Annotated in this window: 26 protein-coding genes; 14 read left to right on the top strand and 12 right to left on the bottom strand. The window is 66.3% G+C overall.

The genetic code is table 11. From position 1 onward, the window contains the following. Window positions 1–217: 217 nt before the first annotated feature. Genes ACFOLG_RS15175 through ACFOLG_RS15140 form a run of 8 tightly spaced genes read right to left on the bottom strand, consistent with a single transcriptional unit; the run spans window position 218 to window position 6,052 of the window. Window positions 218–652, bottom strand: coding sequence for a hypothetical protein (locus tag ACFOLG_RS15175; RefSeq protein WP_386093316.1), 435 nt, complete (start codon window positions 650–652; stop codon window positions 218–220). After that, window positions 649–1,608, bottom strand: coding sequence for a Nudix family hydrolase (locus ACFOLG_RS15170; RefSeq protein ID WP_386093314.1), 960 nt, complete (start codon window positions 1,606–1,608; stop codon window positions 649–651). The genes ACFOLG_RS15175 and ACFOLG_RS15170 overlap by 4 nt, the downstream gene beginning before the upstream one ends. A 2-nt stretch (window positions 1,609–1,610) precedes the next feature. After that, the gene (locus ACFOLG_RS15165) at window positions 1,611–2,489 is read right to left on the bottom strand and encodes an ATP-binding protein (RefSeq protein WP_386093312.1); all 879 of its coding nucleotides are present in this window, start codon (window positions 2,487–2,489) and stop codon (window positions 1,611–1,613) included. Window positions 2,490–2,495: 6 nt separating this feature from the next. Further along, window positions 2,496–3,194, bottom strand: coding sequence for a DUF2711 family protein (locus ACFOLG_RS15160; RefSeq protein ID WP_386093310.1), 699 nt, complete (start codon window positions 3,192–3,194; stop codon window positions 2,496–2,498). Between the two features lie 49 nt (window positions 3,195–3,243). Continuing rightward, the gene (locus tag ACFOLG_RS15155) at window positions 3,244–3,912 is read right to left on the bottom strand and encodes a histidinol-phosphatase (RefSeq protein ID WP_386093308.1); all 669 of its coding nucleotides are present in this window, start codon (window positions 3,910–3,912) and stop codon (window positions 3,244–3,246) included. Continuing rightward, a complete protein-coding gene (gene hda, locus ACFOLG_RS15150) occupies window positions 3,909–4,586 on the bottom strand; it encodes a DnaA regulatory inactivator Hda (RefSeq protein ID WP_386093306.1) in 678 nt (225 codons plus the stop codon). Before hda ends, ACFOLG_RS15155 begins: the two co-directional genes overlap by 4 nt. A 19-nt stretch (window positions 4,587–4,605) precedes the next feature. Continuing rightward, on the bottom strand, window positions 4,606–5,682 hold the full coding sequence (locus ACFOLG_RS15145) for an AI-2E family transporter (protein WP_386093304.1): 1,077 nt from the start codon (window positions 5,680–5,682) through the stop codon (window positions 4,606–4,608). A 40-nt stretch (window positions 5,683–5,722) separates the two neighbouring features. After that, window positions 5,723–6,052: a DHCW motif cupin fold protein gene (locus tag ACFOLG_RS15140; protein WP_386093302.1), complete on the bottom strand. Its 330-nt coding sequence runs from the start codon at window positions 6,050–6,052 to the stop codon at window positions 5,723–5,725. Between the two features lie 124 nt (window positions 6,053–6,176). Between ACFOLG_RS15140 and purM the strand changes: the two genes are divergently transcribed. The 8 genes from purM (at window position 6,177) to ACFOLG_RS15100 (ending at window position 13,771) form a co-directional block, all read left to right on the top strand. Then, entirely contained in the window at window positions 6,177–7,214 is a 1,038-nt protein-coding gene (gene purM, locus ACFOLG_RS15135; protein ID WP_349589330.1) for a phosphoribosylformylglycinamidine cyclo-ligase, read from the top strand. Window positions 7,215–7,345: 131 nt separating this feature from the next. Beyond that, window positions 7,346–7,984, top strand: a complete 639-nt coding sequence (gene purN / locus ACFOLG_RS15130) for a phosphoribosylglycinamide formyltransferase (RefSeq protein ID WP_386093300.1) — start codon at window positions 7,346–7,348, stop codon at window positions 7,982–7,984. Window positions 7,985–8,013: 29 nt separating this feature from the next. Next, window positions 8,014–9,114 carry a DUF3108 domain-containing protein gene (locus tag ACFOLG_RS15125; protein ID WP_386093298.1) on the top strand — a complete coding sequence of 367 codons (1,101 nt, stop codon included), beginning with the start codon at window positions 8,014–8,016 and terminating at the stop codon, window positions 9,112–9,114. After that, window positions 9,098–10,351: an RsmB/NOP family class I SAM-dependent RNA methyltransferase gene (locus ACFOLG_RS15120; protein ID WP_386093296.1), complete on the top strand. Its 1,254-nt coding sequence runs from the start codon at window positions 9,098–9,100 to the stop codon at window positions 10,349–10,351. Before ACFOLG_RS15125 ends, ACFOLG_RS15120 begins: the two co-directional genes overlap by 17 nt. 82 nt (window positions 10,352–10,433) lie before the next feature. Beyond that, window positions 10,434–10,751, top strand: coding sequence for a Grx4 family monothiol glutaredoxin (grxD, locus tag ACFOLG_RS15115; RefSeq protein ID WP_386093294.1), 318 nt, complete (start codon window positions 10,434–10,436; stop codon window positions 10,749–10,751). 250 nt (window positions 10,752–11,001) lie between these two features. Next, window positions 11,002–11,634 carry a uracil phosphoribosyltransferase gene (gene upp, locus ACFOLG_RS15110; RefSeq protein ID WP_386093292.1) on the top strand — a complete coding sequence of 211 codons (633 nt, stop codon included), beginning with the start codon at window positions 11,002–11,004 and terminating at the stop codon, window positions 11,632–11,634. 69 nt (window positions 11,635–11,703) lie between these two features. Next, window positions 11,704–12,342: a hypothetical protein gene (locus tag ACFOLG_RS15105; RefSeq protein ID WP_386093290.1), complete on the top strand. Its 639-nt coding sequence runs from the start codon at window positions 11,704–11,706 to the stop codon at window positions 12,340–12,342. Window positions 12,343–12,526: 184 nt separating this feature from the next. After that, on the top strand, window positions 12,527–13,771 hold the full coding sequence (locus tag ACFOLG_RS15100; protein ID WP_386093288.1) for a uracil-xanthine permease family protein: 1,245 nt from the start codon (window positions 12,527–12,529) through the stop codon (window positions 13,769–13,771). Between the two features lie 239 nt (window positions 13,772–14,010). On the opposite strand, the gene ACFOLG_RS15095 is transcribed toward ACFOLG_RS15100, so the two are convergent. Beyond that, window positions 14,011–14,328, bottom strand: a complete 318-nt coding sequence (locus tag ACFOLG_RS15095) for a DUF2322 family protein (protein ID WP_386093286.1) — start codon at window positions 14,326–14,328, stop codon at window positions 14,011–14,013. A 114-nt stretch (window positions 14,329–14,442) separates the two neighbouring features. Here ACFOLG_RS15095 and ACFOLG_RS15090 point away from each other — a divergent pair, with 114 nt between their 5' ends. Genes ACFOLG_RS15090 through ACFOLG_RS15080 form a run of 3 tightly spaced genes read left to right on the top strand, consistent with a single transcriptional unit; the run spans window position 14,443 to window position 17,370 of the window. Further along, window positions 14,443–15,486, top strand: a complete 1,044-nt coding sequence (locus ACFOLG_RS15090; RefSeq protein ID WP_386093284.1) for an efflux RND transporter periplasmic adaptor subunit — start codon at window positions 14,443–14,445, stop codon at window positions 15,484–15,486. Continuing rightward, window positions 15,483–16,700: an ABC transporter permease gene (locus tag ACFOLG_RS15085; protein WP_386093282.1), complete on the top strand. Its 1,218-nt coding sequence runs from the start codon at window positions 15,483–15,485 to the stop codon at window positions 16,698–16,700. Before ACFOLG_RS15090 ends, ACFOLG_RS15085 begins: the two co-directional genes overlap by 4 nt. Continuing rightward, window positions 16,693–17,370 carry an ABC transporter ATP-binding protein gene (locus ACFOLG_RS15080; RefSeq protein WP_386093280.1) on the top strand — a complete coding sequence of 226 codons (678 nt, stop codon included), beginning with the start codon at window positions 16,693–16,695 and terminating at the stop codon, window positions 17,368–17,370. Before ACFOLG_RS15085 ends, ACFOLG_RS15080 begins: the two co-directional genes overlap by 8 nt. Before the next feature lie 47 nt (window positions 17,371–17,417). Here ACFOLG_RS15080 and ACFOLG_RS15075 read toward each other — a convergent pair whose 3' ends face one another. The 3 genes from ACFOLG_RS15075 to ACFOLG_RS15065 form a co-directional block, all read right to left on the bottom strand. Beyond that, window positions 17,418–17,756, bottom strand: a complete 339-nt coding sequence (locus ACFOLG_RS15075) for a hypothetical protein (protein ID WP_386093278.1) — start codon at window positions 17,754–17,756, stop codon at window positions 17,418–17,420. Between the two features lie 156 nt (window positions 17,757–17,912). After that, a complete protein-coding gene (gene ubiA / locus ACFOLG_RS15070) occupies window positions 17,913–18,785 on the bottom strand; it encodes a 4-hydroxybenzoate octaprenyltransferase (protein ID WP_386093276.1) in 873 nt (290 codons plus the stop codon). Continuing rightward, window positions 18,782–19,309 (bottom strand): chorismate--pyruvate lyase family protein, encoded by a 528-nt coding sequence (locus ACFOLG_RS15065; protein WP_386093274.1) that lies wholly within the window; start codon window positions 19,307–19,309, stop codon window positions 18,782–18,784. Before ACFOLG_RS15065 ends, ubiA begins: the two co-directional genes overlap by 4 nt. Before the next feature lie 85 nt (window positions 19,310–19,394). Between ACFOLG_RS15065 and ACFOLG_RS15060 the strand changes: the two genes are divergently transcribed. The 3 genes from ACFOLG_RS15060 to ACFOLG_RS15050 are packed head-to-tail and all read left to right on the top strand — an operon-like array spanning window position 19,395 to window position 20,969. Further along, the gene (locus ACFOLG_RS15060) at window positions 19,395–19,745 is read left to right on the top strand and encodes a CidA/LrgA family protein (RefSeq protein ID WP_386093272.1); all 351 of its coding nucleotides are present in this window, start codon (window positions 19,395–19,397) and stop codon (window positions 19,743–19,745) included. After that, window positions 19,742–20,455 (top strand): LrgB family protein, encoded by a 714-nt coding sequence (locus ACFOLG_RS15055; RefSeq protein WP_386093270.1) that lies wholly within the window; start codon window positions 19,742–19,744, stop codon window positions 20,453–20,455. Before ACFOLG_RS15060 ends, ACFOLG_RS15055 begins: the two co-directional genes overlap by 4 nt. Window positions 20,456–20,504: 49 nt before the next feature. Then, window positions 20,505–20,969, top strand: a complete 465-nt coding sequence (locus ACFOLG_RS15050) for a SixA phosphatase family protein (protein WP_349589372.1) — start codon at window positions 20,505–20,507, stop codon at window positions 20,967–20,969. Window positions 20,970–21,175: the final 206 nt, after the last annotated feature.

The following is a 21,175-nucleotide window of genomic DNA, read 5'->3' as shown; positions in this document are numbered from 1 at the left end:
GCCCCGAATTGGCGCGTTGCACCAATTCGGGCGGTTTGGTTGCACCAAAACCGTGCAAAAGTCTCCGGCGATCTGGCTGCGCGGGGTCGCGCCGGCCAGACAAGCAGAGAACAACACCTGTCGCTCCATGGAGCAAGTCTGTAGCTAGCAAGCTGTGTGCCAGCATGAAACAAGCCACCGCTCGGGTGGCTTGTCTGGCTGGGCTGCAGGGGGAGGGCTACTGGCTGTCGAAGTCGATCAGCCAGGTCTTGTCCGGGTATTTCAGCGCCATCCGCCACTGCCGGCTGCCACTGACGCACACCGGCAGCGTGATGCTGGCGCGCCAGCCATCGCCCTGCGGCAGCAGCTGGTAGCGATTGAAGCCCATGTCCATGTCGCGCATGGCGAACTCGATGGCCGGCGGCTCGCCGGCATGTCGGCTCAGGCTCAGGCCGAACGGCTTGGCCGCCTGCGGGGCGCGGTCCAGCTGCAGCAGGCTGCCGTCCGGCAGCGGGCAGCCGGCTTGCAGATTGCTGCAGCTGACGGTGATCGGCGCTGCTGGCTGTTGCTTGTGGTTGAGATACCACCAGATCAGCCCGCCCTTGAGCAGGGCGAAGGCGATCAGCAGCACGGCGATCAGCGCCAGTTGCTGGCGGGTGAGTTTGGTTTTCATGTCGAAGCAGGCTCTGGTTGCCAGGCGGCGCGCATCTGCGCCACGCCATGCGCGCCGCAGCGGCGCGCCTCGTCAAGGTTGGCCGCAGACAGCCCGCCGATGGCGAACACCGGCAGCGGCGCGGCCGGGGCGGTGAGCGCGGCCAGGCCGTCCCAGCCCAGCGGCGCTTGTGCCGGGTGGCTGGCGGTGGCCAGCACGTGGCCCAGCAGCGCGTAGTCCAGCTCCAGCTCGGCGGCGCGCTCCAGCTCGGCGCGGCTGTGGCAGGAGGCGCCCACCCAGGTGAAGTGCGCCGGGCGCTCCTGCAATGCGGCCAGTCGGGTGCCGTTCAGCTGCACGCCATCCACCGGCCAGCCTTTCAGCCACGCCGGGTCGGCGTTGACGATCAGCTTGCCGCCGCGCGCATGCACGATCTGGCTGATTTCGCCCACCAGCGCTGCCAGCTGTTCGCGGTCCAGTTGCGGTTCGCGCACGATCACCCACGGCTCATCGTCGCGTTGCGCCAGCGCCTCCAGCACCGCATCGCGGCCCAGTTCGTGCACGCAGCTGATGTGCAGCACGTCCGGCAGCTGCAGCGCGCGCAGGATGGGCGCGTTGGCCGGCAGCATCGGCTGCACCGACAGCTGGCCCGGCTCCTGCCAGGCAAAGCTTTGCCCCTCGTGCGGCTGCGGTTCGCCATCCCAGGCCCACACGCGGTAGAACAGCAACTCCACCGAGGCGTGCTCGTAGTGGTGCACGCGGCGCAGCCACGGCGTGGCGCGGGTGACGGTGATGCCCATTTCTTCCTGCAGTTCGCGCACCAGCGCCTGGTATGGCGACTCGCCGGCCTCCACCTTGCCACCGGGGAACTCCCAGTAGCCGGGATAGGGCTTGCCGGCCGGGCGGCTGCCGAGCATGAAGTGGCCGTCGGCCTGCATCAGCGCGCCGGCCACCACCGGAATGATCTTCCTGGTATCCATGATCAGCGCCCCAGCTCGGCTATGCGCGCGTCCGGCTCGCGGCCGGCCCAGTCGCAGGCGAACTGCCAGGCCACGCGGCCGGAGCGGCTGCCGCGCAGCTGGCTCCACTGCAGCGCGGCGCGCTCGGCCTCGCCATCCAGCGGCAGATCGAAGTGCGCCAGCCAGCCGCGCACCGCCGACAGGTAGGCGTTCTGGTCGAACGGATAGAACGACAGCCACAGGCCGAAGCGGTCGGACAGCGACACTTTTTCCTCGGTGGTTTCGCCGGGGTGGATCTCGCCGTCCTTCACCCAGCCTTCGCGGTTTTCGCTGCTGCGTTCCGGCATCAGGTGGCGGCGGTTGGAGGTGGCGTAGACCAGCAGGTTGGCCGCACGCTGCGCCAGGCCGCCGTCCAGCGCCGATTTCAGCGCCTTGTAGCTGTCCTCACCCTCCTCGAACGACAGGTCGTCGCAGAACAGGATGAAGTGCTCCGGGCGGCCGGCCACCAGCGCCACGATCTGCCCCAGGTCCGGCAGGTGGCTCTTGTCCACCTCGATCACGCGCAGGCCGCGCGCGGCATAGGCCGCCAGCAACGCCTTGATCAGCGAGGACTTGCCGGTGCCGCGCGCGCCGGTAAGCAGCACGTTGTTGGCCGGGCGCCCGGCCAGGAACTGCTCGGTGTTGCGCACGATCAGCGCCTTCTGGCGCTCGATGTCGGTGAGGTCGCCCAGCGCAACGGTATGCGGCGCGTGGATGGCTTCCAGCCAGCCGGTAATGCCGGCGCGGCACCAGCGGAAGGCTGGCGCTTGCCAGTCCGGCTCGGGAATGGCCGGCGGCAGCAGCGGCTCCAGCCGTGCCATCAGCGCTTCGGCACGGGCAAGAAAGGCGTCGAGTTTTTCCATTGGATTTCAGGCTCCTGCATGCAGCGATGGCCGACTCCAGCGCACATAGGTGTCTGGCTGGCAGTAAAAGCCCTCGAAGCGAGTAAAGGGTTGTAGTCGGTCAGGAGTGCCGGCAAGCAGGGAGTAATAGCGATCCCAATGGGTGCACAGCATTACTTCGCCATCTGCCGAGAAAAAGCGGGCATGTGGGTAGGGGGCAAGTGTGTCACCGTCACCGCTCAGTTCATCAAGTGTTATTGGGAGGCAGTCCTCACCAAACTCATCGCCACACCACAGGTGATCATTGTCTCCTGCCAGCATATCTAGCCATGAGGCGTAGCAGATATCTGGTAAATAACCATTGTCTGGAGGGATCAGCCCCTGTTGTTCACAGTACTGGACCAGCTGCTGTGCGTAGTCGTCACGACAGAACTCCTGGCGCAGGCTGAGTGACAGTGTGCCCAGCGCGATATCGATGGCGGCGATATCCGGCAGGCCCAAGCCAGCAACCACAGACTGCCAGCTCACTGGCTGGCAGTCCGCCACGATCTGGCTGCGACTGGGGTAGTGCTCTGGGGTAAAACTGGCCAGTGGCAGGGTGCGAGGTTGCAGGAACGGATGCAACAACAGGTAGGCCGCGGGAAATTCGCCCTGTAATTGCTCCAGGATGAAGCCATCCTGTGGGCAGAGACAGTGCAATTTACTGCTGGTCAGTGCTTTGTCCATAACGACTATTGTTTTCCTGGTCGTACTGGGAGAGCGTGCGGCGTTGAGGTTAGTCGCGCAGGCTGATCACCGGCCAGCCGTGGCTTTCGGCGTGGGCGCGCAGCGCGTCGTCCGGGTCCACCGCCACCGGCTTGCTGACGATGGACAGCAGCGGCAGGTCGTTGCGCGAGTCGCTGTAGAAGAAGGTGTCGGCGTAGCTGTGCAGCGTTTCGCCGCGTGCGGCCAACCATTCGTTCAGGCGGGTGATCTTGCCGGCCTGGAAGCTGGGGGTGCCGGTGGGTTTGCCGGTGTAGTTGCCGGCGGCGTCCTGCTCCAGTTCCACCGCGATCAGGTGCTCCACGCCCAGCTCGCGGGCGATGGGGGCGGTGATGAAGCGGTTGGTGGCGGTGATGATCATCACCATATCGCCCTGCGCCTGGTGCGCAGCCACCAGCTCACGCGCTTTCTGCGGGATGATGGGCAGGATGTGCTCGGCCATGTAGTCGGCGTGCAGGCTGTCCAGCTCGCTGCGGCTGAAGCGCGTCAGCGGCGCCAGCTGGAAATCGAGGAATTCGAAGATGTCCAGCGTGCCGGCCTTGTACTGCTCGTAGAAGTAGTCGTTCTGGCGGGCGTGGTGTTGCGGATCGAGAATGCCGCGCTTGATCAGGAATTTCGGCCACTCGGTGTCGGAGTCGCCGGCAATCAGGGTGTTGTCGAGGTCAAACAGGGCAAGGTTCATGGCTCGGTTTCTGTGGTTTGCAGTACGTTTTTCACCAGCGGCACGGTGATGGGGCGCCGCAGCGCCAGCGAGTAGCGGTCCAGCATGTCCAGCATGGCGATCAGGCTGGACAGGTCGCGGCGCCAGTGGGTAAGCAGGTAGCGGAACACGTCGTCGCCCACCGCCAGCTGGCGGCTGGCGGCGTGCTGGCGCAGCGCGTCCAGCTTGTCGTCGTCGGACAGCGCCTTCACCTCGAACACCAGGCCCCAGCCCAGGCGGGTGCGCAGGTCGTCGCGCACCGGCGCCTGCATCGGCGGCTGGCGGCCGGCCATCAGCAGGCGGCCTTCGCCGCTTTCCTTCAGCGAGTTGTAGATGGAGAACAGCATGATCTGGTCGTCCGGCGCCAGGTCGTCTACATGGTCGACGGCGATGAAGCTGGCCTCGCGGGCGAAGTCGGGCAGGTGCTCGTGCTGGGCGTCCAGGTAGATGGAGGCGCGGCCCAGGCGCTCGGCATGGGCGATCCACGCCTGCAGCAGGTGGGTCTTGCCGCAGCCCGGCTCGCCCCACAGGTAGACGAAGCGTTCGCCTTCCTCGGCGGTAAGCGCGGCAATGATTTCGCGGTTACGTTCGGCAAGGAAGTTGTCGAACGCCGGGTGGGGTTCCGGCAGGAGGTCGAGAACGAGCTGGTCCAACATCGGTATGGGCTATCTGGGATCAGGGGTCGATTCTACGCTGATAAAAGCGGCTGTTGAAATAATGGCGGATCAGGTGGCGGCCCAGAATCACGCTGATGGCCGACAGCGGCAGCGCCAGCAGCACGCCGGCGAAGCCCATCAGCTCGCCGAACGCCATCAGCGCGAAGATCACCGTCACCGGCGACAGGCCGATGCGTTCGCCCACCAGGTAAGGGGTGATCAGGAAGCTTTCCAGCAGCTGGCCGACGGCAAACACCCCCCACACCAGCAGCAGGCCGTTGGCGTTATCGAACTGCAGCACCGCCGCCAGCGTGGCCAGCAGCAGGCCGGTAAAGGCGCCTAGGTAGGGGATGAACACCAACAGGCCGGCGACGATGCCGATGGCGAGGCCGGAATCCAGCCCCACCAGCGCCAGGCCGCCGCCGTAGAGCGCCGCCATGATCAGCATCACCGACAGCTGGCCGCGCAGGAACTGGCCCAGCATGTCGTCCACCTCGCCGGCAATGCGGCCAACCTCGTCCACCCAGCGCCGCGGCACCAGGGTGGCGGCGCGCCGCACCATGTGATCCCAGCCGTGCAGGAAGTAGTACAGCAGCACCGGCAGCAGGGTGAGGTTGGCCACCGTCTGCAGCAGCAGCGCGCCGCCATGCCCCAGCTGCGGCGCGATGCGTGCCAGCGCCTGGCGCACGCCGGCGGCGTTGCCGGCCAGTGCCTCGCGCCAGCTCTGGCTGTCGATGCTGATGGCGGTGCCCAGCGTGCGGTTGAGCCACGGCAGCGCGTTGTGCTGCACGAAGTCCACCAGTACCGGCAGCCGCGCGGTGAGCGCCTGCGCCTGCGAGATCAGCATCGGCACCACGATCAGCAGCAGCCCCAGCACGGTAAAGCAGCCGGCCAGCATCACCAGCAGCAAGGCGACGGTGCGCGACAGGCCGCGCGCCTGCAGCCGGTCTACCAGCGGGTCGAGAATGTAGGCCAGCACCGCGGCGGTGATGAACGGCGCCAGCACGGCGGACAGCCGGTCCAGCAGCCACAGCACGGCCAGCAGGCCGGCGGCGCCCAGAAGCCAGGGCAGCAGGTTGGAGCGTTGCGCTTGCATGGTGGGAATATCGGAAAAGGTTGGCCGCAACGCGGCAGGGTCAGTCGACGATGAACAGGGAGGCGCCTTGCGGGCTGGACGAACGGTGCGCTTCGGCGTGGTCGGCCACCTGGTAGCTGACGCCCGGCGTCAGCACGAAGCGGCGGCCATCGGCCAACTCGGTGTGCAGCTCGCCGGCCAGGCACAGCAGGATGTGGCCCTTGTGGCACCAGTGGTCGGCCAGGTAGCCGGCGCTGTACTCCACCATGCGCACGCGGATGTCGCCGAAATGCTGCGTGCGCCAGCGCGCTTCGCCCTGCGCACCGGGGTGGATTTCCACCGCGATCGCCGTCCAGTCGGTGGTGCCGAAGGCGATGTCGTTGAGCTGCATGCTCGCTCCCTTGACGCAGTTCTGACTGCGGGTCGGTTTTCAGTTAAAATACAGGCGCTTCGGGCCACGAGCCCGCGCACTCCCAGGCAGCAAAGCGATTACGTTAGCAGAAAGCGAGTTTACCTTGAACACCACGTCCCTCAGTTACCGTGACGCCGGCGTCGATATCGATGCCGGTGACGCGCTCGTCGAAAACATCAAGCCGTTTGCCAAGCGCACCATGCGCCCGGAAGTCCTCGGCGGCCTCGGCGGTTTCGGCGCACTGGTGGAAATCTCCAAGAAATACCAGGAACCGGTGCTGGTTTCCGGCACCGACGGCGTGGGCACCAAGCTCAAGCTGGCCTTCGACTGGAACAAGCATGACACCGTCGGCATCGACCTGGTGGCCATGAGCGTGAACGACATCCTGGTGCAGGGTGCCGAGCCGCTGTTCTTCCTCGACTACTTTGCCTGCGGCAAGCTGGACGTGGCGCAGGCCACCGACGTGATCAAGGGCATTGCCGAAGGTTGCGAGCAGGCCGGTTGCGCGCTGATCGGCGGCGAAACCGCCGAGATGCCGGGCATGTACCCGGTGGGCGAGTACGACCTGGCCGGCTTTGCCGTCGGCGTGGTGGAAAAGAGCAAGGTCATCACCGGCCGCGACATCAAGCCGGGCGACGTTGTGCTGGGCCTGAAGTCCAACGGCGTGCACTCCAACGGCTACAGCCTGGTGCGCAAGATCATCGAGCGCGCGCAGCCGCAGCTGGATGCCGCCTTCGACGGCGACAAGACCCTGCGTGACGCCATCATCGCCCCGACCCGCATCTACGTTAAGCCGCTGCTGGCACTGATGCAGCAACTGAACGTGAAGGGCATGGCGCACATCACTGGCGGTGGCATCACCGAGAACACCCCGCGTGTGCTGCCGGCCAACACCGTGGCACAGATCGACGCCGGTAGCTGGGAACTGCCCAAGCTGTTCCAGTGGCTGCAGGCGGAAGGCAATGTCGATGCGCAGGAAATGTACCGCACCTTCAACTGCGGTATCGGCATGGTGGTGATCGTGGACGCGGCCGATGCCGACGCCGCGGCTGCCTTCCTCACCGAGCAGGGCGAAACCGTATCGCGCATCGGCGTGATCCGCGCCCGCAACGGCGACGAGCACCAGACCCAGGTGGCGTAAGCCGTACTGGTCCGATAGCGCCGCTGGCCCTGCTGGCGGCGCTTGTCATTTGGCGGCAGCCGATGTCGCCGCCCGCTGCAACCCGTTTGCGGCCAACGTTATCCGGCGCCGGCGCCGGTTGTCACAGCACCATGAAAAACATCGTCATCCTGATTTCCGGCCGCGGTTCCAATATGCAGGCCATCGTCGACGCCGACATTGCCGGCGCCAACATCGCCGCGGTGATCGCCAACCGGCCGGACGCTGCGGGCCTGGCCTGGGCCGCCGAACGTGGCATCGCCACCGTGGGTCTCGATCACAAACAATTTGCCAGCCGCGAAGCGTTCGACGCGCAGCTGGCCGCCGAAATCGACGCCTTCGCCCCCGATCTGGTGGTGCTGGCCGGCTTCATGCGCATCCTCACCCCGGCCTTCACCGCACGTTACGAAGGCCGCATGCTGAACATCCATCCGTCGCTGCTGCCGGCCTTCCCCGGCCTGCACACCCACCAGCGTGCCATCGACATGGGCTGCAAGGTGGCCGGCTGTAGCGTGCACTTCGTCACCGCCGAGCTGGACCACGGCCCGATCGTGGCGCAGGCGGTGGTGCCGGTGCTGGACGACGACAGTGAAGCCACGCTGGCGGCGCGCGTGCTGCAGCAGGAACACAAGCTGTACCCGGAAGCGGTGCGCCGCTTCGTGGCCGGTGAACTGGGCATTGCCGCCGGCCGCGTGGCCGGCGTGACGGCGGCTGCGGCCAACCTTAGCCTGCTGGTGCCGGCCCCGCGTTGAAACTGCCGCGCCTGACAGCCAGACGCCTGATGCTGCTGGCCTTCCTGTTTTCCCTGCTGCTGCACTTGCTGACACTGGGCGGCGGCCTGCTGTCGTTCGACGCCATCGACATGCCGGATGACCCCAAGCTGCGCAAGCTCAGCGTGCGGTTGGACAGCATGCAGCTGGAGGAGGCGTCGGCGCCGGCGCTGGAAACCGCGCTGCTGGCCACCGGGCCGGCCGGCGGCCGCCACTACGATGCCTCGCAGCCAGTGGTGGCGCGGAAGAAAAAGCCCCGTCCGCTTATCCGGCACACGGCGGCGTCTGCGCCAGTGGCAAGCATGGCGGCATCGGCAGCGCTGGCAGAGGCACCGCATCACGTGGCCAGTGCCGGCGCGGCGGAACTGCCGTCCCGAGTGGCGGCCAGCGCGGCACTGGCCGCCACGCCGGCGGCCGAGGCCGAGACGGTAAAACCGGACAAGCCGATCCGCCGCTTCCCGTTCAGCGCGCGCGTGCAGTATTCGCTGTTCTATTCCGGCATAGCAGCCGGGCGGGGCAATATGGTGTGGCAGCGCGAGGCGGGCAGCTACAGCCTGGTGACCGACGTGGTGCCGGTGATCGGCCCAAAACTGCACTATGAAACCACCGGTACGGTGGACAAGCTGGGGCTGAAGCCGGAGCACTTTGCCGCGACCCGCGACGGCGAGCTGCGCGAGCGTGCCAATTTCGACTGGTCTGGCGGTGTGCTGGCCTACGGCGACCGCAACGCCGACAAGAGCGAACCGCTGGCCGCCGGCGCGCAGGACTGGCTGGGCTTGGGGGTGCAACTGGCGCTGCGCGGCGACAATATGGGCGACGCGCCGATCCAGATCACCACCGGCAAGAAGGTGTACCGCATGCTGCTGAAACCGGATGGCGAAACCGACTTCGATACCGGCGACGGCGTGATCCGTGCCGTAGTGGTGCGGGTGAAGCAGCCGGATGAAATGTACGAATTCTGGTTGGCGCCTGACTTTGCCAATATTCCGATCCGCGTACTGCGAGTGGGCAAGGATGCCCGCTACGAAATGCGGGCTAACCTGATTGAACTGGCGGGCAAGACTGTCTGGAAGCTGCCGCCGAGAAAGCTGAACAATGAAAGTAAACGCTAGACAATTCGAGCAGCTGGACAAGGTATTGCATGCCATGCTGCGTTTCGACCGCCCGGCCGACGCCGTGCTGTCCGCCTTCTTCCGCGAGAACAACAAGCTGGGCGCCGCCGATCGTCACCTGATTGCGGAGACCTCCTTTGCCTGCCTGCGCCATCTGGAGCTGTTGCGCCACCTGTGCGCGCCGCGCATCAACACCCGCCGCCTGGCGCTGGCCACCCTGGTGCGCATCGGCGGCAGCAACCTGCGCGAGCTGGAGTCGGTGACCAAGGAAGGCGAAAACGAATGGCTGGCCAGCATCAAGGGTGCCGAGCTGCCGGCGGACATCAATGTGCGCGCCGGCCTACCGGGCTGGGTGGTCGGCATGCTGGCGGAGCAGGACGAAGGCGAAGTGGTGGCGCTGGGCAAGGGCCTGGCCAGCGCCGCGCCGCTGGACCTGCGCGTCAACAGCCTGAAGATGCGCCGCGACGAGGCGGTGGTGTACCTGCGCGATTCCGGCATCGACTGCGAGCCGACGCCGTACTCGCCGCTGGGCATCCGCCTCAAGGGCAAGCCGGCGCTGGCCAAGCACCCGCTGTTCGTGCAGGGCGCCATCGAGGTGCAGGACGAAGGCAGCCAGCTGTTGGGCCTGCTCACCGGCGCGCGCCGTGGCGAGATGGTGGTGGATTTCTGCGCCGGCGCCGGCGGCAAGACCCTGCTGCTGGGCGCGCAAATGGCCTCCACCGGCCGCCTGTACGCGTTTGATATTTCCGAGAAGCGTCTGGCCAACCTCAAGCCGCGGCTGGCGCGCTCCGGGCTGTCCAATGTCAACAGCACGCTGATCGCGCACGAGAACGACACCAAGGTGAAGCGCCTGGCCGGCAAGGCCGACCGCGTGCTGGTGGATGCGCCGTGTTCCGGCCTGGGCACCCTGCGCCGCAACCCGGACCTGAAATACCGCCAGAGCCCGGAAAGCGTGGCCGAGCTGAACGTGAAACAGGCCGCCATCCTGGCTTCCGCCGCGCGCCTGGTGCGTGCCGGCGGCCGGCTGGTGTACGCCACCTGCAGCCTGCTGCCGGCGGAAAACCAGGCCATCGTCGAGGCCTTCCTGGCGGCCAACCCGGACTTCAGCCTGCTGCCGGCCAATGCGCTGCTGGCCGAGCAGAAGATCGCGCTGGACACCGGCGATTACCTGAGCCTGCGCCCGCACCTGCATAACAGCGATGGCTTTTTTGCCGCCGTGCTGCAACGCAAGGCTTGAGCCGGCGGGGCAAGCGGGCCTAAAATAACTTATTGAATTAGTCGGGTAATTGCCCGGCGCCAGACCGAAGCAAAGGAAAACCATGTCCATTCAAGACACCATCCAGCAGACTGTCAGCAGCAACCCGGTAGTGCTGTTCATGAAAGGCTCCGCCACCTTCCCGCAGTGCGGCTTCTCCGCGCGCGCGGTACAGATCCTGAAGGCCTGTGGCGTGAACGACTTCGTGACCGTTGACGTGCTGGCCGATGCCGATGTGCGTCAGGGCATCAAGGAATTCTCCAACTGGCCGACCATTCCGCAGCTGTACGTGAAAGGCGAGTTCGTTGGCGGCTCGGACATCATGTACGAAATGTACCAGGCCGGCGAACTGCAGGACCTGCTGAAAGACCTGGCAGTCTGAGCCGCTTTTGCTCCTGAACGGCCCGCCCTGTGCGGGCCGTTTTTGTTTGATGGCGGGCAAGCGGCGGCGACAAAATCGGCTATCACGGATAGCAAGGGCCATCCCGCAGCACGTGAACAAGCGTTTGCCTGTAAAATGCCGCCCCAAATCCCGTACCGGCAGGCAAGCGCCTGCCGGTTTTCCGTATCCAGAACGCGGCTGTCCTTGTCACCGGCAGGGGCGGCCGCCAGTCGCAAGATTTGGACCTGCCATGAACATTACCGTCGTCAAACACCCGCTGGTGCAGCACAAACTCGGCCTGCTGCGCGAGGGCGATATCAGCACCATGAAATTCCGCCTGCTGACCCAGGAACTGGCGCGCCTGCTGGCCTACGAGGCCACCCGCGATTTCGAGCTGGAGCCGGTGACCATCGAAGGCTGGTGCGGCCCGATTGAAGTGCAGCAGATCAAGGGCAAGAAAGTGACCGTGGTGCCGATCCTGCGCGCCGGCATCGGCATGCTGGACGGCGTGCTCGACCTGGTGCCGTCGGCCAAGATCAGCGTGGTGGGCCTGGCGCGCAATGAAGAGACGCTGGAGCCGGTGTCCTACTTCGAGAAATTCGTCGGCAACCTGGACGAGCGCATCGCGCTGATTATCGACCCGATGCTGGCCACCGGCGGCTCGCTGATCGCCACCATCGACCTGCTCAAGCGCAACGGCTGCCAGCACATCAAGGCGGTGGTGATGGTGGCGGCACCGGAAGGCGTCAAGGCGGTCAACGCCGCGCACCCGGACGTGCAGATCGTGGCCGCCTCGCTGGACAGCCACCTCAACGAGCACGGCTACATCATCCCGGGCCTGGGCGACGCCGGCGACAAGATCTTCGGTACCAAGCACGCCTGATGCCGGCCGGCCGCTGTCCGGCGGCCGCCTGGCCTTGATGCGGCCAACGTTGGCCGCAGGGAGCCTGTCATGAACGCCTATCAACAGATCGACGCCGATTTTCTCGCCCGCTTTCCGCACGGGCTGCAGGACGAGGCCTGGCTGGCGCTGGGCAAGAAGCATCGCAGCATAGACGGCGTGATTGCGCTGTGCCGCGACGGCCTGGCCGAGCCGCTGCTGCGCGCGGCGCTGGACAGCGGCAATATCGCGGCAGCGATCGACAGCTGCCGCCACATCGTGGGCCGCTGCAGCACGGTGAGCACCTTCGAGAAGATGGCGTTCCGCAACTACCTGGCGTTCAGCGATGTGCACCGGCCGTTCCTGGCGGCGCTGTACGCGCTGCTGTACCGCTTCGACGAGACCAGCTTTGCCGATTTCGTCGAAGTGCTGCAGCTGTGCCGCCACGATGGCAACGCCAACCCGGCCAAGTGGCCGCTGGTGACCTGCTTCCTGGCCTACAGCGACCCGCAGCGCCACGTGTGCATCAAGCCCACCACCATCAAGAAGCTGGCCGCGCGGCTGGGGGTGGACATCGGCTACCGGCCGCTGCCCAATTTCGACACCTATCGCCGCGTGCAGGCGATGGTGCTGGACTTCCGCCGGCACAGTACGCTGGCGGCAGACCAGAACAACATCATTGCGCAGGCGGTGATGTACTGCACGGTGTAGCAAGCGCCTGTTTACGATCTGCTGCGCGTCGGCGATACGGCGTTAAAAACGTCCTCGGAATGCTCATTTACTACTTGTAAACTCCGCTTCCTCGGCCGTTTTTGCCTTGTCTCGCTCTAGCTCGCAAGCCCGTAAACAGGCGCTGAAGGACTTCCACACCAATCGACAACAACAGGGAAATCACATGTTTCAACAACTCAAGACGGCGATATCCGGCGCGCAGATCCTGTTCGTCGCCTTCGGCGCGCTGGTGCTGGTGCCGCTGCTGACCGGGCTGAACCCGGCCATGGCGCTGCTGGGGGCCGGTGTCGGCACGCTGCTGTTCCAGCTGTGCACCGGCCGCCAGGTGCCGATCTTCCTCGGCTCCTCGTTCGCCTTCATCGGCCCCATTATCTACTCGATGCAGATCTGGGGCCCGGCCGCGACCATGTTTGGCCTGTTCTGCGCCGGCTTCATGTACTTCGTGTTTGCCGCCATCGTGCGCTGGCGCGGCATGGCGCTGGTGAACCGCCTGCTGCCGCCGGTGGTGATCGGCCCGGTGATCATGATCATTGGTCTCTCCGTGGCCGGTGCCGCCTCCGGCATGGCCATGGGCCGCGCCGGTGGCAATCAGGTGATGCCGTACGAGACCTCGCTGCTGCTGGCCGCCATTTCGCTGGCCACCACCATCGCGGTGTCCATCTACGCACGCGGCATGTTCAAGCTGGTGCCGATCCTGGCCGGCGTGGTGGTCGGCTACATCGCCGCCGCCTTCCTCGGCGTGGTGGATTTTGCCAAGGTGGCCAATGCGCCGTGGTTCGCGGCGCCGGCCTTCCATAGCCCGGAAGTGAACTGGGCGGCGGCGCTGTTCATGCTGCCGGTGGCGATCGCTCCGGCCATCGAGCACATCGGCGGCGTGATGGCGATCGGCGGCGTGACCGGCAACGACTACACCAAGAGCCCGGGCCTGCATCGCACCCTGGCCGGCGACGGCCTGGGCGTGTGCCTGGCCGGCCTGATCGGCGGCCCGCCGGTGACCACCTACGCCGAGGTAACCGGCGCGGTGATGATTACCCGCAACTTCAACCCGGTGGTAATGACCTGGGCGGCGCTGTTCGCCATCGCCATGGCCTTCTTCGGCAAGTTCAACGCCTTGCTGCAGTCGATCCCGATGCCGGTGATGGGCGGCATCATGGTGCTGCTGTTCGGCACCATCGCCTCCATTGGTCTGAAGACGCTGATCGAGGCCAAGGTGGACCTGATGGAGCCGCGCAATCTGGTGATCATCTCGGTGGTGCTCACCGCCGGCATCGGCGGCCTGGAGCTGAAATTCGGCAGCTTCGGCCTGGCCGGCGTCGGCCTGTGCTCGCTGCTGGCCATCGTGCTGAACCTGATCCTGCCCCGGCAGTCGGCCAGCCACGACGGCATCGTTGAAGGCCAGGACGTATAAGAATTTGCAGACGATCTGCTGCAGTTTTTCAAATCACTGCGTTTGGGCGATACAGCGTTGAAAGCGATCCAGGGGGCGCATTGACTTCATGTCAACTCCGCACCCCTCAGCTTTCGCCTTGTCTCGCCATCGCTCGCGAGATCGTCGATTGCTTGAAAGCCTTGCGGCCAACGTTGGCCGCATGCAGTTAGCAAAAAGCCCGCCATCACGGCGGGCTTTTTGTTGGCGTGTGATCGGGCTCAGGCGGCAATCACGTGCAGGCTCAGCGCCGGGGCGCCCTGTTCGGCAATGGCCAGCAGGCGGTCGATATTTGGGTGCTTGCCGGGAAAGGCGCGCGCATCGGCGGTGTGCTCGGCGTACAGCGCCAGGCCTTCCGTGGCGGCGGCCTGGTCGATGCTGCCGAAGCGGGCGTGCAGCGCATGGTAGACGCGCACCGAGCCGGCGGTGCCGGGGCGGTTTTCCAGGCGCGCCACGCTGTGGCCGCTGGCGTCCAGCAGCTCCACGGCGGCGATGCCATCGATGGCGGGCAGGGTGGCGAGGATGTCGGCAAAACTCATGTATCAGCTCCAGGGCGGGACAATCGGCCGGCAATTGTTTCATATGTCGCCAGCAGTGGCGACGGGCGGGCGCTTACAATGCAAACAGGATGGCAAGAAGCCGAAGGGGCTGGCATGGGACGATGGCGCGGAAAGTGGCTGCGGTGGGCACTGCTGGCAGGGCTGCTGTTGGCCGCGCTCTGGTGGTGGATGCGCCCGCCGCTGGTGCACGTGCTGCGGCTGCGCGCCGGCACGGTGCAGTACAGCGTGGTGAGCAGCGGCCGGGTGGCGGCGCAGCAGGAAAGCACGCTGTCCAGCACGCTCACCGGGCGGGTGATCGCCACCCCGGTGGAGGAGGGCGCCAGCGTGCGCACCGGGCAGGTGCTGCTGCGGCTGGAGCCGGAAGAACTGCAGGCGCTGCAGGCGCAGGCGGCGGCACAGTTGGCCGCGGCACGCGCCAGCGCGCAGGAGGCGCAGCGACAGTGGCAGCGCCAGCAGCAGCTGTTTGCCCAGGGTTTTGTCAGCCAGGCGGCGCTGGATGCCGCGCGCCTGAGCCGCGATGCCGCCAGCCAGAGCGTGGCACAGCTGCAGGCGCTGCAGCAGCAGTACCAGGCACGGCTGGGGCAGAGCGAGCTGCGGGCACCGAGCGACGGCGTGCTGCTGCGCCGCGAGGTGGAGGCCGGCGATGTGCTCACCGCCGGCAAGGCGGCGCTGCTGTTTGCCAGCGCCGGGCGGCAGCGGGTACTGCTGGAGCTGGACGAGCGCGATGTCGGCCATCTGGCGGTGGGGCAGCCGGCGGCGGTGCTGGCCGATGCCTTTGCCCGGCAACCGGTGGCCGCACGGGTCAGCCGGGTGGCGGCGCAGGTGGATCAGAACAGTGGCACGTTGGAGGTGGAGCTGCAGCTGACGCAGCCGGCGCCGTTCCTGAAAAGCGGCATGACGGTGTCGGCGGAGATCCGCACCGGCCTGGCACAGCGGGCGCTGTTGCTGCCGGCTACGGCGCTGCGCGATGGCCGCGTGGCGGTGGTGCAGCATGAACGGCTGAGTTGGCGCGCGGTGCGCACCGCCGCCGCGGTGGCCGGGCAATTGCCGGTGGAGTCCGGTCTGCAGCCCGGCGAGCTGGTGGTGGTGCCGGCGCCGCAGCTGGACGACGGCCAACGGGTACGGGTGCAGCCATGAACTTCGTCTGGACGGTGGCATGGCGGCTGCTGCGCGAGGGGCGCTTCCAGACCGCGCTGATCCTCGGCGGGGTGTGCATCGGCGTGGCGGTGGTGGTGTACATCACCGCCATCGTCAATGGCCTGCAGGCCACCATCGTCGAGCGCACGCTGTCCAGTCAGGCGCACGTGGTGCTGCGCCCGGCGGAGCGCAACAACCTGCCGGTGCTGCAGGTGCCGGCGGGAACGACGGCGCTGGCCGACATCCGCAAGCGCACCCAGCGCGAGAACACCATCGCCAACTGGGGCCGCTTGCTGAGCGTGGTGCGGGCGACGCCGACGGTGAGCGCGGCGGCGGCGATGGCGGCCGGCCCCGGCGTGGCGCAGCAGGGCGGGGTGCGCAAATCGGTGACGCTGATGGGGGTGCAGCTGGCGGATTACCAGCAGGTGGTGCGGCTGGACAACAAGCTGGTCAGTGGCCAGCTGGTGTTGGGCAGCGGCCAGGTGCTGGTCGGCAAGGAGCTGGCCGCCGACCTGGGGTTGACGCCGGGCAGCCGCTTGCGGCTGCAGTCGGCCAGCGGCGCGCAGGATTCGGTGCAGGTCAGCGCGGTGCTGGATTTCGGCATCAAGGACCTGAACCGGCGCTGGGTGCTGCTGCCGCTGCGCAGCGCGCAGAACCTGCTCGGCTACCGGCTGGACATCACCGAAATCTACGTGCGGAGCAGCCAGCTGCACGAGGCGGAAACGCTGGCGGCCAACCTGGCGGCGGCCACCGGCCTCACCGCCGACAGCTGGCAATCCAGCAACGGCCAGCTGGTGACGGCGCTGAAAAGCCAGCGCGCCTCCAGCCTGATGATCCGCGTGTTCGTGACCTTTGCCGTGGCGCTGGGCATCGCCAGCGTGCTGGTGGTGTCGGTGGTGCAGCGCCAGCGCGAGATCGGCATTCTGCGCGCGATGGGCACGCCGGCCTCGCGCATCCTGGGAATCTTCCTGCTGCAGGGCGGCATCGTCGGCATGGTGGGAGCGGTGTTCGGCTCGCTGCTGGGCGGCGGCCTGGCGGTGGGCTTTACCCACATTGCCAAGACGGAAGACGGCAGCCCGCTGTTTCCGGTGGTGCTGGACAGCGAGCTGTTTGTCAGCACCGCCATCATCGCCTTCCTGGTCGGGGTGCTGGCGGCGCTGCTGCCGGCGCTGCGCGCGGCGCGGCTGGACCCGGTGGAGGCGATTCGTGGCTGAGGTATTGCTGCTGCAAGGTGTGCGCAAATCCTACGGCGGCGGCGCCTCGCCACGGGTGGAGGTGCTGCACGGCATCGACATGGCGCTGGCGGAAGGCAGCTTTGCCGCGCTAATCGGGCCGTCCGGCTCCGGCAAATCCACGCTGTTGAACATCATCGGCCTCTTGGAGCCGCCGACCGAGGGCGAGCTGCAGCTGGCCGGCGGCGCCACCAGCGGGCTGGACGACGCCGCGCGCACCACGCTGCGCAACCGCTATCTGGGTTTTATCTTCCAGTTTCACCACTTGCTGCCAGCGTTCAGTGCCGAGGAAAACGTGCTGATGCCGATGCTGGCCGGGGTGGGCCGCATCAGCCGGGCGGACCGGGAGCGGGCGCGCATGCTGCTGGCGCGGGTGGGGCTGGCGGAGCATGCGCACAAGCGCCCGGTGCAGTTGTCCGGCGGCCAGCAGCAGCGGGTGGCTATCGTGCGCGCGCTGATGAACCGGCCGCGGCTGGTGCTGGCGGACGAACCCACCGGCAACCTGGACACGCAGACTGCCGCCGAGGTGTTTGCGCTGCTGCACGAGCTGAACCGTGAAGAGGGCACCACCTTCCTGATCGTGACCCACGATCCACGGCTGGCCGACACCTGCCAGCAGCAGTTCCGGCTGCTGGACGGGCGCTTGCTGTAGCGCGGCGCGGCGGCTGCGGTCAAAGGTTGGCCGCAGCGAGCCGTGGTTTATTCCAGCGCGCCGATCCAGTGTCCGCTGAGGGTGGCGAACATGCCGGGCACTTGTTCGATCGGGCCGGACAGGGTGAAGTTATTGCTGTCGCGCATCAGGCGGCCGCTGAGCGCCAGCAGGTAGTGGCTGGCCGGGCCGAACAGGGTGTGCGGCGCCTCCGGGTTGCGCTGTACGTCCAGCCGCACCGCGACGTGTTCGCCGGACAGCAGCAGCCGGCCCTGGTAGCGGGCATTGTGGTCATTGCCGTTCAGGTGCTGCTCTTCCACCACCCATTGCCCTTCGCTGAATTGCCCGTCACTGGTTGCCAGGCGGACTTGATAGATCCCGCTGAGCATAGCTGTCTCCTTGTTGTGTACCGGATGCGCCAGCAGGCGCTATCTGTTTCAACTTAGACCACGGCGACAGCCTGCGGTATCAAGAAGACGCTGCTGGACGCGGCAAAAAAAACAGGGCAGCCAAGCGCTGCCCTGCTTTTGGCCGGCGGCGGCTGCTCAGCGCAGCAGGAAGTCCAGCGCGATGCCGGCGAAAATCGCCGCACCGACGCGGTTGTTGTCCAGAAAGGCCTTGAAGCACAGCTGGCGATCGCGGGTGCGGATCTCGCGGTATTGCCGGGCAATCAACAGGCAGGATGCCAGCAGCGCCAGGTAGTAGGGCCAGCCCAGGCCCTGCTCCACGCCCAGCAGCAGCATCATGGCGATGAACACGCCATGGCACAGCATGATGGCGGCTACGTCATGGTCGCCAAAGGTGATGGCCGAGGTGCGGATGCCGATCTTCAGGTCGTCCGGCTTGTCGGCCATGGCGTAGGCGGTATCGTAGGCCACCGTCCACAACAGGTTGGCCGCCAGCAGCCACCAGGCGCTGGCCGGTACCTGGCCGGTCTGCGCCGCGTACGCCATGGGGATGCCAAACGAGAAGGCGATGCCGAGATAGGCCTGCGGAAGCGGAAAGAAGCGCTTGGTAAACGGGTAGGTGGCCGCCAGCAGCACTGCCGGGATGCTCATCAGCAGTGTCAGGCCATTGAGCGGCAGGATTAGCAGCAGGCTCAGCAGCGCCAGCGCGGCCGCCAGCAGCAGCGCTTCTTTTTCGCTTACCGCGCCGCGCGCGAACGGCCGCTGGCTGGTGCGCGCCACGTGCAGGTCGATATGGCGGTCGGCGTAGTCGTTGATCACGCAGCCGGCGGAGCGCATCAGGAAGGTGCCCACCACGAACACCACCAGCACCAGCGGGTCCGGGCGGCCGCTGGAGGCCAGCCACAGCCCCCACAGCGTGGGCCACAGCAGCAGCAGGGTGCCGATGGGCTTGTCCATCCGCATCAGCTGGCGATAAACCTGCAGGCGATCGTGCATGGTGGCGTGGCTCATGTCAGGTATTTCTCCAGGGCGGGCAGGAAGACTTCGCTCACCAGCAGCGGCGAATCCTGCAGTTGGAACCGGCAGCGCCGCGCCAGTAGGGTAGCGGCCGTGGTGTGGGTGGCAGCCAGGGTGTGCAGGCCGTGCGGTGTCTGCACCGCGGCAAACTGCAAGGCGTCGCGTTGCAGCGCCGGCAGGCCGCCAAACAGGGTGAAACCCAGCGAGCGCGCGCCGCGTTCTAGGATCGGGCGCCATACCTGGCAATCCTGGCGGGTGATGCTGCGGGCGACCACCACGGGTTCGCCCGCTAGTGTCAGGCAGACCTGTCTGGCATACACTGTTGCCTGTGCATTAAGCTGCAGCAGCGTCTGCTCGTCGGGCAACGCGCTGTCTTCGCCCTGCGCCAGCACTTGCACGACAAAGGGTTGGCCGCTTGCCATCAGGTATTCGGTGAGCGAGCCTTGTGTGCCGATACAGGCTGCCAGTGCGCCTGGCGGCAAGGGCAGTGTGTCGGTCCAGAGGGGGTGCGTAGTCATGGCGCGCATTATGCCAAAGCGCGCCCGCTGCTGTCCCCCGTCATTGCGGCCAAGTTGCCGCGCTAGCTTGCAATCCGACCATATCATGATCGAAACCTTTATCTGGCTGCTGGGCTTCCAGTTCTGCGGCGAAGTGCTGGCACGCAGCCTGGGGCTGCCGGTGCCCGGTGCCGTCATCGGCATGCTGCTGCTGTTCATTATCCTGTTACTGCGCCAGGGCGTGCCGGCGGCGCTGCGGCAGCATGTGCCCACGCTGATGACGCATATGTCCTTGCTGTTCATCCCGGCCGGGGTCGGCATTCTGGCGTTCTGGCCGCTGCTGTCCGCGCATCCGCTGGCGATGGCGGCGGTGCTGCTGCTGGCCACCCTGTCGACGTTTGTTGTCACCCTGCTGGCCATGCATTGGCTCAGCCGCCCGCGGGAGCCGCAATCATGAATGGCAGTGTGCTGGAGTGGATGCGGCATTCGCCGCTTACCGGGGTATTGCTTACCCTGCTGGCCTACCGCATCGCGCTGATCTTCAGTCGTCGCTATCACGGCCACCCGCTGGCCAATACCGTGCTGCTGGGCGCGGTCATTGTGGTGCTGTCGTTGCTGGCGCTGGGGATGAACTTCCAGCAGTACTTTCTTGGCGCCGGCTTCATCCAGTTCCTGCTGGGGCCGGTCACGGTGGCATTGGCCATTCCGCTGTATAACAATCTGGGGCGCTTGCGCCGCAATGCCGCCACCATCCTGTGCTGCATCCTGCTGGGCAGCGTGGCGGGGGTGGTGAGCGCAGTGTTGTGCGGCCAACTGTTCGGCCTGCCGCGGCAGGTGCTGCTGTCGCTGGCGCCGCGTTCGGTCACCACGCCCATCGCCATGGGGGTGGCCGAGGTGCTGGGCGGCATCCCGGCGCTGGCGGCCACCTTTGTCATCGTTACCGGCATCATCGGCGCGGTATTCGCCCGCCCGCTGGCGCGGCTGTTCGGCATCAAGGACGACGTGGTGCTGGGCGTGGCCACTGGGGTGGCGGCGCACGGCATCGGCACGGCCCGGGTGTTCCAGCTGTCGGAAACTGCCGGCGCCTTTGCCGGTCTGGCCATGGGCATGACCGGCCTGTTTACCGCTTTGTTGGCGCCGATGCTGGTGCATTACCTATTGCCGTAATGCAGCGCTGGCATACTGGCAAGCAGATAACAATAACGAGGAATGAATCATGGATCTGATCCTGTGGCGCCACGCCGAGGCAGAAGAAGGCAGCGACGACCTGGCGCGTGCGCTGACGCATCGTGGCCGGCAGCAAGCCAGCAATATGGCGCACTGGCTGCGCACGCAGCTGCCGGATGGTTACCGGCTGCTGGCGTCCGAAGCGCGCCGCTCGCAGCAAACTGCGGCGCTGCTGGCCAAGAGCTACGAAGTGCTGCCGGCACTGAACCCGGATGCCGGTGTCGAGCAGGTGCTGCAGGCCATCAATTGGCCGGCGGTGGGGCAAACCATCGTGCTGGTGGGGCATCAGCCCTATATCGGCAGACTGGCCGCCAGTGTCATGTCCGAGCAGCCGTTGTTGTGGAGCGTGAAGAAAGGCGCCATCTGGTGGCTAAGCCATCGCGAAAAACACGGCATCGAGCAGGTGCGCTTGAAAGCGATGCTGACACCGGCACTGCTCGAATCCATGCGCTAAGCCGGTTGCAAGGCAAAAAGGTTGGCCGCGGCCAACCTTTTTGCTTTTTGCGGTCCTTGCAGATCAATGACTTGTCGGATTCGTTGGGTTTTTTGCGGTGGCGGGTGTTGACGGGGGTAAGGTGGGTGGGTATAGTTCGCCTCCTCTGCTGACGACGCAACGAAACGAAGTCAGCCCGCTCTTTAACAAACCAAATAACCGATAGG

Origin of the sequence: Vogesella facilis (assembly GCF_042648525.1) — a bacterium.
GTDB lineage: Bacteria > Pseudomonadota > Gammaproteobacteria > Burkholderiales > Chromobacteriaceae > Vogesella > Vogesella facilis.
This window is presented reverse-complemented; position numbering and strand designations above follow the sequence as displayed.

Excerpts from the sequence above, each read along its gene's own strand:
- ACFOLG_RS15055 (WP_386093270.1), top strand. The coding sequence starts at position 19,742 with ATGAATGGCAGTGTGCTGGAGTGGATGCGGCATTCGCCGCTTACCGGG.
- ACFOLG_RS15095 (WP_386093286.1), bottom strand. The coding sequence starts at position 14,328 with ATGAGTTTTGCCGACATCCTCGCCACCCTGCCCGCCATCGATGGCATC.
- ACFOLG_RS15075 (WP_386093278.1), bottom strand. The coding sequence starts at position 17,756 with ATGCTCAGCGGGATCTATCAAGTCCGCCTGGCAACCAGTGACGGGCAA.
- ACFOLG_RS15050 (WP_349589372.1), top strand. The coding sequence starts at position 20,505 with ATGGATCTGATCCTGTGGCGCCACGCCGAGGCAGAAGAAGGCAGCGAC.
- ACFOLG_RS15090 (WP_386093284.1), top strand. The coding sequence starts at position 14,443 with ATGGGACGATGGCGCGGAAAGTGGCTGCGGTGGGCACTGCTGGCAGGG.
- ACFOLG_RS15060 (WP_386093272.1), top strand. The coding sequence starts at position 19,395 with ATGATCGAAACCTTTATCTGGCTGCTGGGCTTCCAGTTCTGCGGCGAA.
- upp (WP_386093292.1), top strand. The coding sequence starts at position 11,002 with ATGAACATTACCGTCGTCAAACACCCGCTGGTGCAGCACAAACTCGGC.
- ACFOLG_RS15160 (WP_386093310.1), bottom strand. The coding sequence starts at position 3,194 with ATGGACAAAGCACTGACCAGCAGTAAATTGCACTGTCTCTGCCCACAG.
- ACFOLG_RS15175 (WP_386093316.1), bottom strand. The coding sequence starts at position 652 with ATGAAAACCAAACTCACCCGCCAGCAACTGGCGCTGATCGCCGTGCTG.
- ubiA (WP_386093276.1), bottom strand. The coding sequence starts at position 18,785 with ATGAGCCACGCCACCATGCACGATCGCCTGCAGGTTTATCGCCAGCTG.
- ACFOLG_RS15165 (WP_386093312.1), bottom strand. The coding sequence starts at position 2,489 with ATGGAAAAACTCGACGCCTTTCTTGCCCGTGCCGAAGCGCTGATGGCA.
- purN (WP_386093300.1), top strand. The coding sequence starts at position 7,346 with ATGAAAAACATCGTCATCCTGATTTCCGGCCGCGGTTCCAATATGCAG.
- ACFOLG_RS15170 (WP_386093314.1), bottom strand. The coding sequence starts at position 1,608 with ATGGATACCAGGAAGATCATTCCGGTGGTGGCCGGCGCGCTGATGCAG.
- ACFOLG_RS15065 (WP_386093274.1), bottom strand. The coding sequence starts at position 19,309 with ATGACTACGCACCCCCTCTGGACCGACACACTGCCCTTGCCGCCAGGC.
- hda (WP_386093306.1), bottom strand. The coding sequence starts at position 4,586 with ATGTTGGACCAGCTCGTTCTCGACCTCCTGCCGGAACCCCACCCGGCG.
- ACFOLG_RS15145 (WP_386093304.1), bottom strand. The coding sequence starts at position 5,682 with ATGCAAGCGCAACGCTCCAACCTGCTGCCCTGGCTTCTGGGCGCCGCC.
- grxD (WP_386093294.1), top strand. The coding sequence starts at position 10,434 with ATGTCCATTCAAGACACCATCCAGCAGACTGTCAGCAGCAACCCGGTA.
- ACFOLG_RS15100 (WP_386093288.1), top strand. The coding sequence starts at position 12,527 with ATGTTTCAACAACTCAAGACGGCGATATCCGGCGCGCAGATCCTGTTC.
- ACFOLG_RS15155 (WP_386093308.1), bottom strand. The coding sequence starts at position 3,912 with ATGAACCTTGCCCTGTTTGACCTCGACAACACCCTGATTGCCGGCGAC.
- ACFOLG_RS15125 (WP_386093298.1), top strand. The coding sequence starts at position 8,014 with ATGCTGCTGGCCTTCCTGTTTTCCCTGCTGCTGCACTTGCTGACACTG.
- ACFOLG_RS15120 (WP_386093296.1), top strand. The coding sequence starts at position 9,098 with ATGAAAGTAAACGCTAGACAATTCGAGCAGCTGGACAAGGTATTGCAT.
- ACFOLG_RS15140 (WP_386093302.1), bottom strand. The coding sequence starts at position 6,052 with ATGCAGCTCAACGACATCGCCTTCGGCACCACCGACTGGACGGCGATC.
- ACFOLG_RS15085 (WP_386093282.1), top strand. The coding sequence starts at position 15,483 with ATGAACTTCGTCTGGACGGTGGCATGGCGGCTGCTGCGCGAGGGGCGC.
- ACFOLG_RS15105 (WP_386093290.1), top strand. The coding sequence starts at position 11,704 with ATGAACGCCTATCAACAGATCGACGCCGATTTTCTCGCCCGCTTTCCG.